This is a genomic window from Hymenobacter sp. J193 (assembly GCF_024700075.1).
Lineage (GTDB): Bacteria > Bacteroidota > Bacteroidia > Cytophagales > Hymenobacteraceae > Hymenobacter.
The window spans coordinates 3395400-3409137 of sequence record NZ_JAJONE010000001.1; the positions used below are offsets into that span (position 1 = coordinate 3395400).

12 protein-coding genes are annotated in these 13738 nt (G+C 60.3%); 3 read left to right on the forward strand and 9 right to left on the reverse strand.

Features of this window, described 5'->3' with window-relative positions:
* Positions 1-15: 15 nt before the first annotated feature.
* On the reverse strand, positions 16-963 hold the full coding sequence (locus LRS06_RS14925) for a ParB/RepB/Spo0J family partition protein (RefSeq protein ID WP_196956366.1): 948 nt from the start codon (positions 961-963) through the stop codon (positions 16-18).
* A gap of 193 nt (positions 964-1156) precedes the next feature.
* Between LRS06_RS14925 and LRS06_RS14930 the strand changes: the two genes are divergently transcribed.
* Positions 1157-1915, forward strand: a complete 759-nt coding sequence (locus LRS06_RS14930) for an IS5 family transposase (RefSeq protein WP_257870962.1) — start codon at positions 1157-1159, stop codon at positions 1913-1915.
* A gap of 113 nt (positions 1916-2028) precedes the next feature.
* Here LRS06_RS14930 and LRS06_RS14935 read toward each other — a convergent pair whose 3' ends face one another.
* The 3 genes from LRS06_RS14935 to LRS06_RS14945 all read right to left on the reverse strand — a co-directional run bounded on the left by LRS06_RS14935 (position 2029) and on the right by LRS06_RS14945 (position 5457).
* A complete protein-coding gene (locus tag LRS06_RS14935; protein ID WP_257872198.1) occupies positions 2029-3630 on the reverse strand; it encodes a PA14 domain-containing protein in 1602 nt (533 codons plus the stop codon).
* A 243-nt stretch (positions 3631-3873) separates the two neighbouring features.
* Entirely contained in the window at positions 3874-4680 is an 807-nt protein-coding gene (locus LRS06_RS14940; RefSeq protein WP_196956364.1) for a ParA family protein, read from the reverse strand.
* Positions 4681-4776: 96 nt separating this feature from the next.
* On the reverse strand, positions 4777-5457 hold the full coding sequence (locus LRS06_RS14945; RefSeq protein ID WP_257872199.1) for a metal-dependent hydrolase: 681 nt from the start codon (positions 5455-5457) through the stop codon (positions 4777-4779).
* An 87-nt stretch (positions 5458-5544) separates the two neighbouring features.
* Here LRS06_RS14945 and LRS06_RS14950 point away from each other — a divergent pair, with 87 nt between their 5' ends.
* Entirely contained in the window at positions 5545-7230 is a 1686-nt protein-coding gene (locus LRS06_RS14950) for an ABC transporter substrate-binding protein (protein WP_257872200.1), read from the forward strand.
* Positions 7231-7293: 63 nt separating this feature from the next.
* Here the strand turns inward: LRS06_RS14950 and LRS06_RS14955 are convergent, their stop codons facing one another.
* The 3 genes from LRS06_RS14955 to LRS06_RS14965 all read right to left on the reverse strand — a co-directional run bounded on the left by LRS06_RS14955 (position 7294) and on the right by LRS06_RS14965 (position 12059).
* Positions 7294-7800, reverse strand: a complete 507-nt coding sequence (locus tag LRS06_RS14955; RefSeq protein ID WP_257872201.1) for a DUF6438 domain-containing protein — start codon at positions 7798-7800, stop codon at positions 7294-7296.
* Positions 7801-8137: 337 nt separating this feature from the next.
* A complete protein-coding gene (gene yidC / locus LRS06_RS14960; protein WP_257872202.1) occupies positions 8138-9961 on the reverse strand; it encodes a membrane protein insertase YidC in 1824 nt (607 codons plus the stop codon).
* Positions 9962-10415: 454 nt separating this feature from the next.
* Positions 10416-12059, reverse strand: coding sequence for a CTP synthase (locus LRS06_RS14965; RefSeq protein WP_257872203.1), 1644 nt, complete (start codon positions 12057-12059; stop codon positions 10416-10418).
* 176 nt (positions 12060-12235) lie between these two features.
* On the opposite strand from LRS06_RS14965, the gene LRS06_RS14970 reads away from it, so the two are divergent.
* On the forward strand, positions 12236-12490 hold the full coding sequence (locus tag LRS06_RS14970) for a hypothetical protein (RefSeq protein WP_257872204.1): 255 nt from the start codon (positions 12236-12238) through the stop codon (positions 12488-12490).
* On the opposite strand, the gene LRS06_RS14975 is transcribed toward LRS06_RS14970, so the two are convergent.
* On the reverse strand, positions 12485-13036 hold the full coding sequence (locus LRS06_RS14975) for an IS630 family transposase (RefSeq protein WP_257872205.1): 552 nt from the start codon (positions 13034-13036) through the stop codon (positions 12485-12487). The two genes, LRS06_RS14970 and LRS06_RS14975, sit on opposite strands and share 6 nt — an antisense overlap.
* Positions 13037-13441: a transposase gene (locus tag LRS06_RS14980; RefSeq protein WP_257872206.1), complete on the reverse strand. Its 405-nt coding sequence runs from the start codon at positions 13439-13441 to the stop codon at positions 13037-13039.
* Positions 13442-13738: the final 297 nt, after the last annotated feature.

Consider the following 13738-nt stretch of genomic DNA (forward strand, 5'->3'; position numbering starts at 1 on the left):
GGGGCCATAAGGAAGTTATGCTGGTTGCAGAATGTGCAGAATACGCTGCATGTCTTCTACCGAGTCGAAAGCAATTTTGATTTCACCCCGCCCCTGTGGCCCCGGCTTCACCATCACGCGGGAGCCAAACCGCTCCGACAAGTGCCGCTCCGTGCGGCGTAACTCGGCCACCGGTATGTGCAGGCTTTGCTCCTCCGTAGGCTGGGCCTCGGGCGTGCCTGGCTTGGCCGTGCTGCCCCCGTTGCGCACTAGTTGCTCTACCCGGCGCACCGACAACTCCTCGGCTACGATGCGGCGGAACAAGGCCAATTGTTGCTCGGTGTCATCAATACTGATAAGCGCCCGGGCATGGCCCATGGATATAACCGCGTCGCGCAGGCCAATCTGAATATCGGGCGGGAGCTTGAGCAGGCGCAGGTAGTTGGTCACCGTCGAGCGGTTTTTGCCTACCCGGTCGCCCAGCTCTTCCTGCTTGAGGTTGCACTCGCTCACTAGGCGCTGGTAGCTGAGGGCAATTTCAATGGCGTTGAGGTTTTCGCGCTGAATGTTCTCAATCAGGGCCATTTCCAGCATCTGCTGGTCGTCGGCCTTGCGGATGTAAGCCGGAATGGCATCCAGACCGGCCAGCTTGGAGGCCTGCAGGCGCCGCTCCCCACTGATGAGCTGATAGGCGTTGGTGCCCGTCTGGCGCACCGTTACGGGCTGAATGATGCCTTGCACCTTGATGCTTTCGGCCAGCTCCTGCAGGGCATCCTGGTCGAAGTGAGTGCGCGGCTGATAGGGGTTGGCCTGGATCTGGCCCACCGGAATCAGCCCCACCGAGTTGACGGGGTGCGACACCAGCCGCTCGCTCTTTTTCTCGTAGCTGCCTTCAATCAGGGCATTCAGGCCCCGGCCCAGCCCACCAATTTTACGCTTCGGGGCCGCTGCCGGCGTCGACTTCTCTTCGGGTTTCTCTGACATACCTGCAATGCGCTTTCGCCCAACTTCGGGCAAAAGCAGGATTCAAAAATACATAAACGCCGGGGAAGGTCAGGAAATTTTGTTGACGTCGGCTGAAAGCACCCTGCCTAAGAGGGTGTTTGGGAATTGGGTAGGGAGTAAATAAAAGCGAGTCAGTAAGTTGCCGGGGGAGTTCCTAGGCTCCTTCCGGCTTATGGTTGACGGCTATCAACCCCTTACTGACTCGCAATGGCAAGTTATCGAGTTGCTGCTGCCTGTGCAACGGCGCCGACGCCTGTGTTTGCGTCACGTCTTCGATGCGTTGCTTTACGTGTGTCGCACCGGCTGTCAGTGGCGGGCGCTACCCCCGCAGTTCCCACCCTGGACGGCGGTGTACTACTATTTCTACCGCTGGCAGCGTCTGGGCCTGTGGCAGCAACTCAACACGGTCGTCAACGCCCTGGACCGGGTGGCACACGGCCGCGAACCTACCCCGGCGCTGGCTTGCATCGACAGCCAAAGCGTCAAGCTGGCTCCGCGTATCTACGAACACCGCGGCCTGGACGCGCATAAACTCGTCAATGGCCGCAAACGTCAGCTACTGGTTGATTCGGGCGGGCGCATCTGGGCCGCGCACGTGCACGCGGCCCACCGCCATGACAGCACCAGCGCGCTGGCTTTGCTGCCCCACCGCCCCTGGTGGGCGCGGCGCCTTCAGCTGGTGCTCACCGATGCGGCCTACCGTGGGCGCTTCACCCGCCACCTGCTGAGCTTGGGGGTGGCTCAGCAAATCAGCAGCCGCCCGCCCACGCAGCGCGGTTTCGTGCCGCTGGCCCGGCGTTGGGTCGTGGAGCGTACCTTCGCCTGGCTGGCCTGTTTTCGCCGCGTAGTCGTTGATTACGAATTCACCCCTGCTAGCCACGCCGCCTGGCTCTTGCTGGCCAACATCACCATGGCCCTTAATCGAGCCTGAATTCCCAAACACCCTCTAAGGCAGCTAGGGAGGCGCTGGCGCAAAAAAGCCGGGCCGCACTATCACCCGATAATGCGGCCCGGCAGGAACGTAAACCTAAAGCTGAATTGAGCCTATTCGGTGGCGCTGGCCCCGGTGGCGGTAGTGCTGGGCTGCCGGATCGACAGCTGATGGCGCGTGGTGGAGGTGCCTACGGTGAGGTGCAAGGAATAGTCGCCGGGGGGCAGATCAGTAAACTCCAGCGTCTGAAGCTGGGGCCCGACTGGCCGGCGCCGGTAGTCCGACACGCGCACTACGGCGCCCTGCTGGCTGTAAAGCACCCAGCCTACGGGCGTTTCTTCCTTGAGCGTGTAAGTGAGCTGAGCCACCCCATTGCTGGGGTTGGGGTAGATGCTCATGTTGTTGGTGCCGATACCCGGTCGGTTTACTGCTAAGCGCGAAAAGTCCGTCTTAGGCGGCGTTACTTTCTGCAGCTTCCAGTGCTGGTTTTCATTTTCGCGGTAGCGCCACTGCTGCACGCCGCTGTCGGTAGAGTCGCGGGCAGTGAGGGCCTTGTTGCTGTGCTTGGCAATGATTTTATAATAGCCGCTGTCCACAGGCTCGATGCGCCAGATCTGGTTGTTGCCGCTATAGTAAGGCCACAGATTCATGGGCGTACCGTTGGACGTAGAGCTGCCCAGCACTTCCAGCACGCGGCTGTTGCCGGGTACCATCAGGCGGTAGAAGCCATTGTTCAGACTCTCGATGCGCCACTGCGGCGTGGTGCTGGGCTCCACGGCCGTGCCCACGGGCAGCGGCTGGTAGGCGCGCATGTTAGGGCGGCTAGGGTCATCCACCTCCAGCGGTCGGCCCGTGGTGCGCGAGGTCAGAATATAGATGGCCGGCTCCAGGGGTGGCGGTGGGGGCGGGGTAACCTTAGCGGGCTTTTCGGCTTTGGCAACCGGTTTCTCCGCTTTGGCAACTGGCTTCTCGGCTTTGGCTACCGGCTTGGCAGGCTCCGGGGCAGGTTTGGCGGGGGCCGGAGCGGGTTTAGCCGCCGCTACCACGGGCGCTTTGGGCGCCGGGGGCTTGCGCTCTACCTTTTCCTTTTTCTTGACCGGGGCGGCCGGGGCCGGCGCTGGAGCTGCGGCGGCTACCGCCGGGGCCGTGCCGGGCTCCGGGTCAGGCATCAGGGTAGAGCCGTTGGGGTACAGATTGCCGGTCGGAATAACCTGGGGCGCGCGGCCGGGCGGCATCCACTGGAGCTGAAACTTAGCGTCGCCTTCGCCTGCCGCAAATTCCAGCTTGAACGTGGTCTTTTCGTTGGCTGCCAGCTGAATGAAGCCGTCCCCGCTGTCGGCTTTGCGGCCGCCCCAGGTGTCCAGCACTTTGCGACCGTTCACCCACAGGCGCACCTCATCGGTCGTCACGGCCACAAAGCGGTAAGTGCCCGTGGTGGGCGCGGCCAGCAGCCCTTCCCAGCGAATCGAAAAGTAATCGGCCGGAATGTTCGGGGCCGGCGGGTTCATGCCCCAGCGGAAATCCAGGGTTTTATCGATGCGGCGCATGGCGGGTGAGCCGGCCAGCGTGCCATTGTTGAAGTAGCTGGCCGTGAGGCCCGTGCCGGCACCCTGCGCGGGCGCTGCCGAAACCACCAGCGCACCGCCGGCCGTTGCTACCGCCGCGTCGACCACACAAAGCCCGGCTACCAGTGAACAGAGTACTAAAGAACGCACAGCAAGGAAACGTTTGAGATGATGGGCCGGAAAAGCTCCCGTCGAAGACCTGAATTTACTGCTTATCAGTTAGTCAGCCCAATTCTTACGGGTAGAAACTGGTGAGCATCCTACGGATAGGAACCGGTAAAGGGCTAATGGGAGCGGTAAATACATTTTTTGGTGAGCGGCTGCCGGAAAAATTCGGCCACAAGCTCAACCATAAAAAAGCCCCGGCCAGAGCCGGGGCGCTATATAGTATAGTTACGCCGCGCTGTCCTCGGCAGCTTCTGGCGTAGCGTCCACCGAGTTCTTTTCCACGATTTCGCGGGCCAGATTCAGGTAGCTGATGGAGCCTTTGCTCTCGGCGTCGTGCAGAATAACGGGAATACCAAAGCTGGGCGACTCCGACAGCTTCACGTTGCGCGGAATGATGGTATCGAACACCAGCTGCTGGAAGTGCAGCTTTACTTCCTCCACCACTTGGTTGGAGAGGCGCAGGCGCACATCGTACATCGTGAGCAGGATGCCCTCAATCTCCAACTCCTCGTTTAGGCGGCTCTGAATAATTTTGACGGTATTCAGCAGCTTGCCCAAGCCTTCGAGGGCAAAGTACTCGCACTGCACCGGAATAATGACGGAGTGCGCGGCTGTGAGGGCATTCACCGTGATGAGGCCCAGGGAAGGCGAGCAGTCGATGATGATGAAGTCGTACTGATCGGCCAGGGGCCGCAGCGCGTCTTTCATCTTCTCTTCCCGGTTGGGCAGGTTAATCATTTCCACCTCGGCGCCCACCAGATCGATGTGGGAGGGCATGAGGTCGAGGTGGGGCAGCACGTTGGTTTGCAGGATAATGTCCTGGGCATTGATGCCGTCCACCATGCACTCGTAGATGCTATTCTGGATATCCTTCGGGTCGAAGCCCACGCCGGAGGTGGCGTTGGCCTGCGGATCGGCATCCACGAGCAGGGTCCGATACTCCAGCGCCGCCAGGGAGGCCGCGAGGTTGATCGAAGAAGTGGTTTTGCCCACCCCGCCCTTCTGATTGGCTACCGCAATGATTTTTCCCATGTTCGTCAGTCGTGAGTTGTCAGTTGCCGGTTGTCAGTGGGTGCAGGCTGCCGTTTAGGGTACTATACGGACAACGGGCAACTGACAACGGGCAACTCATATGGTAATGGTTTCGCCAATCTTCAGCAGCAGCAGCTCCTTGCCGGCGCGCTGGGCTTTGGCCTGGGCTTCTTCGTGGTTGAGGGCTATTGGCGGGAAGGTGTCGTAGTGCATGCCCACCACGCGCGGGGCGCCAGCCCAGCGGGCAGCCGTCAGCGCGTCGTCGATGCCCATCGTGAACAGGTCACCGATGGGCAGCAGGGCCACGTCGATGGCGTGCTGCTCGGCCAGCGTCTTCATTTCGTAGCTCAGGGCCGTGTCGCCGGCAAAGTACAGGGTTTTGCCTTCCGACTCTACCACGAAGCCCACAGCCGGACCGCCGTAGGAGCCATCGGGCAGGGAGTTGGAGTGCAGGGCCGGCACCATCTTCACCGTGCCGAAGGGCAAGCGCAGCGTGCCGCCGAGGTTCATGCCGTAGCGGGCGTTTAGGCCCCGGGCTCCAAACCAGTTGGCTAGCTCAAACATGCCGATGAGGGCCGCGCCGGTGCGCTTGCCGATTTCCTCTGCGTCGGCCACATGGTCGCCGTGCCCGTGGCTGAGCAGCAGGTAGTCGGCCTCAATGGCGTCTACGTCCACGTCTTTGGCCAGCGGGTTCGGACGAATAAACGGGTCGAAGAGCAGGCGGCTGCCGCCGGTTTCCAGCAGAAAGCACGAGTGCCCGAAATAGGTAAGCTGCATACGAAGGGGAAAGAGGCAAACCGGGTGCGCAGTGCATCGGCCAGACCGGGTACCTTTGCTACAAATATACGTGATTCCGCCTTTCCCATGCTTTCGACTTTGCGCCCGGCTACCGGTTCTGTGTTCGTGCTACTTGCTGCCCTGGCTTCCTGCACCGGGCCGGCGCAGCCCACCGACAGCCGCCGCGTGTTTCGCTACAATCAGCCCGAAAGCCTGACCTCGCTGGACCCGGCCTTTGCCCGCAACCAGGCCAATACCTGGGCTGTGACACAGCTCTACAATGGCCTCGTGGAGCTCGACGACTCCCTCAAGCCCGGCCCCTCGGTGGCCCGGCGCTACACCATTTCGCCCGATGGCAAAACCTACACCTTCTGGCTGCGACCCGACGTGTATTTTCACGATTCAGAGGTGTTTGCGGGCGGCAAGGGAAGGCACGTTACGGCTCCGGATTTCGTGTACAGCTTCCAGCGGCTGCTCGACAAAACTACGGCCAGCTCCGGGGGCTGGATTTTTCGGGGCAAGGTGATTGAAGATGCCCAGGGCGAGCCGCGCGACACGGCTTTCGTAGCCGTAAACGACTCGATGCTGCGCATTCACCTCAAGGAGCCATTCATTCCGTTTCTGGGCATTCTGACGATGCCTTACGCCTACGTGGTACCGCGCGAGGCCGTGCAGAAGTGGGGCAAGGACTTTCGGGAGCATCCGGTAGGCACCGGGCCGTTTCAGTTCAGGGAGTGGGACGAGGGCAACGCCATCATCTACCACCGCAACCCTACGTACTGGAAAAAGGATGCCCAGGGCCAGCGGCTGCCGTACCTGGACGCGGTGCAGATCAGCTTTATCCAGGACCGCAAAACCGAGTTCCTCACCTTCATGCAGGGGAAGCTGGATTTCCTGAGCGGCATCCGCAGCGGCTCCCGCGACCTGATTATGTACCCCGACGGCACCATCCGGGAAGACTTCCGGGGCAAGTTCCGGCTGCAGAAAGTACCTTATCTGAACACCGAGTACATCGGCATTCAGCAGGACCCCGCCAACCTGCGCGGGGAGGCCGCCAACCCCGCCCTGCGCGACAAGCGGGTGCGTCAGGCGCTGAATTACGCCCTCAACAAGCCCGAGTTTCTGGCCTATTTTCTCAACAACGTGGGCAAGCCGGGCTCCTCGGGCTTTGTGCCAGCTTCGCTGCCTTCGTTCAGTCAGCAGCTGGTGCCGGGCTACACCTACCAGCCCCAGAAGGCGCGGCAGCTGCTGGCCGCCGCCGGCTACGGCCCTGGCAAACCCTTGCGCCTGCGCCTGAACACCGTGGCTGAAACCAAGGAGTTCTGCGAGTACTACCAGAAGAAGTGGGCCGAAGTGGGAGTGGAAGTCGACATTGATGTAAACCAGGGCGCGGCCCACGGCGAGCTGGTAGACAACGGCCGCGCCGCCTTCTTCACCCGTAGCTGGCTGGGCGACTACCCCGACGCCGAAAACTACCTGGCTTTGTTTTACAGCAAGAACTTCGCCCCGGCCGGCCCCAATAAAACCCAGCTTCCGCAACGCCCGCTACGACCAGCTCTACGAGCAGGCCAACCGCGAGCAGAACGTGCAAAAGCGCTACGCGCTTTACCAGCAGATGGACCGCATTATCGTGGAGGAAAGCCCCGTTATTGCCCTGTACTACGACGAAGTGGTGCGCCTTACCCAGAACAACGTCCAGGGCCTCACGCCCAACCCCATGAACCAACTGGTGCTGGAGCGCGTGCGCAAGGAGTAAAGAGCAGATTAAGTTAGCCTCAACTGAAAAAGCCCCGCTGCCAACCTGGCAGCGGGGCTTCCTTGCTGAAGGCCGAAGACTTACTTCTTGGCTACCGCAACGCTTTTTATCTGCTGGTGAATGTATTCCAGCAGCTTCGTCAGCTCGGCGGGGGCATCCACGTCCACCCGCACTTCCTTCATCGTGCCATCGGGCTGGGGCATGGTCAGGTAGGTAGAGGGTACGTCACTGATGTTGGCCGTGTATACGGGCCGCAGCTTGGCAAACCCGATACGGTCGGCCTCGCGGCGGATGTAGTCCACAGTATCGGCCGGGAGACGCAACTGGTGCGTGCCGGTGAGCGGCACATTGCTTTGGCCCTCGTACTCCACGCGGCCATCGGCATAGATGGTGGCCGTATAGGCCGGGCAGGTGCCGAAGCAGGGCGTTTTGCGGAAGATAAGCGCCGGCCCCTTGGCTTGCGGCGCGGCGGTAGCCTCAGCCGCCGTACCCTGCGCCGTAAGGTTCGATTGGGCGGCAGTGGTGCTGCGCTGGGCGCAGGCGCCGCTTAGCAGGAAAGTCAGCAGGGAGAAAGCAAGAAGGCGCATAGAGAAGCGGAAGGAAGATACGTCGGCGCAGTTGCCAAAAACCAGACCGGAGTTTTGACCTGCCGGTAAAAGTAGCGCAGGCAACGGTTTGAGTCGGAAAAAAACGACCTTTTGCTACAAGCCGAGCCGAAGCATGACTGTATTGTACCCGTCATCAAGTAGGGTGCGGGGCTTGTCCCCGCCCGTCGGCCTCGCCGTTCGAGCGTACTCGTGCAACGACGGGCGGGGACAAGTCCCGCACCCTACCGCATTTTCGCAAACCACTTCATGATGAGTGTAAAAAGCGAAACGCCTTTCTGCGCGGGCAAAAAGGCGTTTCGGGTAAAGGGTCAGCCGGTTATTTGCGGCGGGTGGGCTTGCGGGCCTCCGAATCCTTTTCCTGCGCCGACTTCATGGCCTCGGCCAGGCGGGCCTGGAAGCCGCCGGGCTTCTTGTCCTTGTTCTTGACTTTGTTGGCGTCGAGCTGGGCGCGGATTTTTTTGTCGTCCACGAAGCGGCGGGTAATGGCCTGCTGGGCCAGCGTCACCACGTTCGATACCAGGTAGTACCACGTGAGACCGGCCGAGAAGCTGTTCAGCACAAACAGGAAGATGACCGGCATCAGGTAGCTATAGAACTTCATAGGCCCCTGCATGGCCGTGTTCGTCTGGTTGCTCTGGTAGGTCATGGCCAGGGTCGAAACCGTCATCAGCAAGGTGAACAGGCTGAGATGGCGGCCCAGGAAGGGTACTTCGAACGGCAGCTTGATCAGGTCGTCGTAGGTGCTCAGGTCCCGTGCCCACAGGAAAGGCTGCTGGCGCAGCTCAATGGCGTTGGGGAAGAACTGAAACATGGCAAACAGAATCGGAATCGTGAGCAGCATGGGCACGCACCCGCTCAGCGGCGACACGCCCACCGACTGGTACACCTTCATCGTCTCCGACTGCTGCTTCATCTGGTCGTCGGGGTACTTCTCCTTGATTTCGTCGATTTCCGGCTTGAGCACTTTCATGCGGGCCTGGCTTTCGTAGGTTTTGTACGTCAGCGGCCAGGTCACGAGCTTGATGAGCACCACCAGAATGGCAATGATGACGCCGTAGGAAGAAATGAACTGCTCCAGCAGATGAAACACCGGCAGCACCACAAAGCGGTTTACCCAGCGGAACAAGCCCCAGCCCAGGTACACGTTGCGGTCGAAATCAGGGGTCACTTCCTTCAGCAGGCTAAAGGAGTTGGGGCCGAAGAAGTAGCGGAAGTGCGCCTTGCCGTTCTGCACATCGGCAATGGGCAGGGTGAGCGTGGAGGTCAGGGTTTTGAGGTAGGTTGAGTCGGCCAGGTTCACCGTAGAGGCAAACTTGCCGGTCGAGAATGGCGTGCCGTCGGCAATGAGGCCGGCCACGAAGAAGTCGTGCTTGTGGGCAGCCCACTTCACGGGCTCGTTTACTACCAGCTCCTCCGGGCTTTCGGAGGCTTCGCTTAGCGCGCCGTGGTCGTCGGAGGCCAGGTAGTGGTTGATGGTGGCGTGGTTGCGGTTCTGCTTGGCATCCTGCTCGGTCTGGCGCACATTGTCCAGGAAAGTGAACGTGAGCGGCTGCTGGGCCACGGCGTTCTGCAGGTTTACAAAGCGCAGATCATAGCCTACCTCGTACGAATCCTGGGGCAGGGAATACACCTGCTCAATCTGGCCGCCGGCCACCTGGGCCGTGAAGGTGAGGCGCTGGCCCTGCTTTTTGCCCTCCGTGAAAGCCTGTGCGGCCGAGGGCTGGAAGTTCAGGTCCGAAAGCTTTACGGTTTTGCCGTCGAGGGTGCGGAAGCTGGCGTCGAGCGAGGAACTGCGGGCATCCAGCAGATCGAGCGGCTGTCCGAAGAAGGTTTTATACTTGTTCAGCCGCACGGCCTGCACGCGTCCGCCTTTCGAGCTGAAGGTGACGGTGAGGTTGTCGTTTTGCAGCTGCGTCTGGCTGGCGGCGGTATCCGTGGCCGCAGCGGCGGCAAAGGCGCCCAGCTTGCGGGCGGCAGCGGCCGAGTCGAGCGGAGCGGGGGCAGGCGCAGCGGCCGCTTTGGCCGTGGCAGCAGGAGTGGCAGCGGGTTTTTCGTCGGGCGGCGTCGGCTTAAAGAAAAACAGGTACACGATGAACACGGCCGCAATCAAAAAGGCGCCGGTTGCTGAATTTCTATCCATCAGGAAGAGGGTAAGGCAAAAAAGTAGCTGGGCCCGCCCGACCAAAGCCCGGCGAATCTTCCGCAAAGGTCGTAGTTGTCGGCCGAATATTTTAGGGAATGTGCTAATGTGTTGAAATGTGGGTAATGTGCTAAAGGGGATATGTGTCATTGCGAGCGTAGCGAAGCAATCCGTCCTGGGCAATGTAACAAGCCCTGAAAGGTGAAAAGCCCGCCGCCTGTCATTGCGAGGACGAAGGACATTCCGCGTATAAAGCGGCGTCAATCCGTCCTGAACACCGTGCTGAACCCTGAGACGTGAAAAGCCCTTACTCGTTACACACGAATAAGGGCTTTCTGGTAGAAGAGTGTTCGGTAAGTTGCTCAGGACGGATTGCTTCGCTTCGCTCGCAATGACCCGTTTTTCACATCATTCATTAGCACATCAGCACATTCCAACACATTAGCACATTAACTCAGACTTTCCGGTGCTGGATGGCGGCTTTCACGAAGCGCACGAACAGCGGGTGGGGGTTCTGCACAGTGCTTTTCAGTTCGGGGTGAAACTGGCCGGCCACAAACCAGGGGTGGTTCGTTAGCTCAATTACCTCTACCAGGCCGGTTTCGGGGTTGCGGCCCGAGGCCACCATGCCGGCGGCTTCGTACTGCTCCAGGTAGGCGTTGTTGAACTCGTAGCGGTGGCGGTGCCGCTCGCTGATGTGGTTGCGGGCGTAGGCTTTGGCCGCCTTTGAGCCCTTGCGCAGCTCGCAGTCGTAGGCGCCCAGGCGCATGGTTCCGCCTTTCTGGGTTACGTTTTTCTGCTCCTCCATCATGGCAATGACGGGGTTGGGCGTCTGCGCGTCCATTTCAGTGGAGTTGGCGCCGGGCAGGTTCAGCACGTGGCGGCCGTACTCCACCACCGCTACCTGCATGCCCAGGCAAATGCCGAAGAAGGGAATCTGGTTTTCGCGCACGTAGCGCACCGCCTCAATCTTGCCCTCGAAGCCCCGCTCCCCAAAGCCGGGGGCCACCAGTACCCCGTCCACACCGTGCAGCAGCTGGGCAATGTTGTCGGGGTTGATATGGTCGCTCTGGATGCTGCGCACCGTCACTTTGCACTCGTTGTGGGCGCCGGCGTGCACAAAGGCCTCGTTGATGCTCTTGTAAGCATCGGGCAGCTCCACGTACTTGCCTACCAGAGCAATGGTGACTTCCTCAGTAGGGTTTTTCAGGCGGCCCAGGAAGTCCTTCCACGCTTCGAGGTCGGGATGCACGGCCCCACCGGTCAGCTTCAGTTTCTTGATAACCCGCTCATCGAGCTGCTCCTTCAGCATCAGGAGCGGCACCGAGTAGATGGAGTCGGCATCGAGGCTTTCGATGACGGAGTTGATTTTGACGTTGCAGAACAGCGCAATCTTGCGGCGCATGTCGGGCGGAATGGGGTACTCGGAGCGGCACACCAGGATGTCGGGCTGGAGGCCGGCCTCGCGCAGGTCACGCACCGAGTGCTGGGTGGGCTTGGTTTTCAGCTCCCCGGCCGCCTTCAGGTAAGGCAGCAAGGTGAGGTGAATTACGAGCGAATCGTTGGGCGGCAGCTCCCAGCGCAGCTGGCGCACGGCCTCCACGAAGGGCAGGCTCTCGATGTCGCCGATGCAGCCCCCGATTTCGGTAATCACCACGTCGAACCGGTTATCCTGGCCCAGAAGCAGCATCCGGCGCTTGATTTCGTCGGTGATGTGGGGCACTACCTGCACCGTTTTGCCCAGAAACGCGCCTTCCCGCTCCCGCCGAATCACAGTGTCGTAGATGCGGCCGGTGGTCACGTTGTTGGCCTGGGAGGTGGGCGTGTTCAGGAACCGCTCGTAGTGGCCCAGGTCGAGGTCGGTTTCGGCCCCGTCGTCGGTCACGTAGCATTCCCCGTGTTCGTAGGGGTTGAGCGTGCCGGGGTCGATGTTGATGTAGGGGTCGAACTTCTGGATGGTGACGCGGAAGCCGCGGGCTTGCAGCAGCTTGGCCAGGGAGGCCGAGATGATGCCTTTGCCCAGCGACGAGGTCACCCCGCCCGTTACGAAAATGAATTTGGCCGTTGCAGCCGGGAGAGTGGTATTTCGGTCTGGCATAACGGGAGCCAAAGGTACGGTAAAGAGTTGGGTGGCGGGCTATACGGGGTGGAGTTTGGTGGAGGAGAGCCTAGGCAGCGTGGTTGCGTAGGCTGGGTTTCTTTGGTAGTATTACAGTGGGGAGCAACGGTGCTGGCGATTCAACAGCCTGTCGTAAATGACTCTTTGTATGAAGCATGAAAGCATTAGAGATACTGAAAGAAGCCCTTTGCAATAATTTTATCTCATGGTTTAGTATTGGAGACAACTGGAGTTTGTGTTTTGGAGATTACTATCTTGTTACTCAAAATATTATATCAGATGATGAATTGGTGTTGAATCAATGGCTGCAAAGCAACTATGAGCCATTTCAAAAGGCTATTGACAAGGAAAACGTTAGTAAATGTGCTGTAGTATCTGCATGTATGCGGCAATATATAGCGGAATCATGAACGGTGTACGTGGTAGCCGCAGTGGTTAAACCAGGCTTTGGCGTCGCGGCTGGTAATCCAGTCGATGGCGGTTTGCAACGCTTGCTCCAGCGCCTGGCGGGTACGGGCTTGGGCCTGACGGAGCTTGGTTTTGAGCTTGCTCCAGGCCTGCTCAACGGGGGCAAAGTCGGGCGAGTAGGGCGGCAAAAACAGCACCTCGACGCCGCGCCGGGCCAGTTCCTCTTGCAAGCCGCCGAGCTTATGCACCGGCAGGTTGTCGAGCACCAGCACGTCGCCGCGGCGCAGTTGCGGACCCAGCACTTGGCTGATGTAGAAGGCGAATCTGCGCTGGTCTAACGCTCCATCCAGCACCTGCACGGCTTTGAGCCCGCGCACGCCCAGCGCCCCGATCAGCGTCAGGCTCTTACCGCGCCGCAGCGGCACGGCCCCGCCCGCGCGCCGGCCGCCCACGGCCCGCGCGTAACGCCGCGTGTAATCTAGGCGCAGACCGGTCTCGTCCAGAAAGTAAAACCGGTGCACGTCGCCGCGCGCGCTCACTGTTTCCACCTACTGGCGCCGCAGTTCGTGCACGCGTTGCGTGTCACGCTCGGTGGCGTGCAGGCTTTTTTTGCGGCGTAGCCCGTGCTCGTCCAGCACGCGCCAGATGACGCCCACACTCACCCGCTGCCCCGTGTCGGCCGCTAGCGCGTCGCGCAACTCGGCCAGCGTCGCGTCCGACTGGCGCCCGACCTGCGCCACCAGCCAGGCCTGCGCCGTCGCGTCCAGGCACCGCGGCGGCCCGCCCCGGCCGGGCAGCGCCGCCAGCGAACCGGTGTGCCGCTGCCGACGCAGCAGTTTGCCCACGAAGGCCAGGCTCACGCAAAAGCGGGCCGCCACCTGCGCCTGCCGGGCACCCGGCTCGGCCAGCGCCTGCGCCACGCGCTGGCGCAAATCCAAAGAATAGGCTTGCATACAACGCGGTACGTATCTTGTGTAAAAGCAGCTACACCGTTCACGAAACCGCTATAGTTATAGATATACAGCTGGATGATCTATATAATTTGACACTTGAATTCGGGAATGGCAAAAAGTTAGTCATGCCTTCTAATGAAGATATTGTGGATTGGCAATGGTGTTTGAATACGACAGCGGTTGATCCTTATATGGAACATATTGTCGCTTGCTTTTGGCAAGGCGAGATTGAGGTGGTAGAAGAGAAAAGTAAGAATTGATTAAGAATAAACAATAAATTGGTTTATTTTCGGTAAT

Coding starts and splice junctions, on each gene's coding strand:
- LRS06_RS14925 (WP_196956366.1), bottom strand. CDS start 963: ATGTCAGAGAAACCCGAAGAGAAGTCGACGCCGGCAGCGGCCCCGAAG.
- LRS06_RS14930 (WP_257870962.1), top strand. CDS start 1,157: ATGGTTGACGGCTATCAACCCCTTACTGACTCGCAATGGCAAGTTATC.
- LRS06_RS14940 (WP_196956364.1), bottom strand. CDS start 4,680: ATGGGAAAAATCATTGCGGTAGCCAATCAGAAGGGCGGGGTGGGCAAA.
- LRS06_RS14945 (WP_257872199.1), bottom strand. CDS start 5,457: ATGCAGCTTACCTATTTCGGGCACTCGTGCTTTCTGCTGGAAACCGGC.
- LRS06_RS14950 (WP_257872200.1), top strand. CDS start 5,545: ATGCTTTCGACTTTGCGCCCGGCTACCGGTTCTGTGTTCGTGCTACTT.
- LRS06_RS14955 (WP_257872201.1), bottom strand. CDS start 7,800: ATGCGCCTTCTTGCTTTCTCCCTGCTGACTTTCCTGCTAAGCGGCGCC.
- yidC (WP_257872202.1), bottom strand. CDS start 9,961: ATGGATAGAAATTCAGCAACCGGCGCCTTTTTGATTGCGGCCGTGTTC.
- LRS06_RS14965 (WP_257872203.1), bottom strand. CDS start 12,059: ATGCCAGACCGAAATACCACTCTCCCGGCTGCAACGGCCAAATTCATT.
- LRS06_RS14970 (WP_257872204.1), top strand. CDS start 12,236: ATGAAAGCATTAGAGATACTGAAAGAAGCCCTTTGCAATAATTTTATC.
- LRS06_RS14980 (WP_257872206.1), bottom strand. CDS start 13,441: ATGCAAGCCTATTCTTTGGATTTGCGCCAGCGCGTGGCGCAGGCGCTG.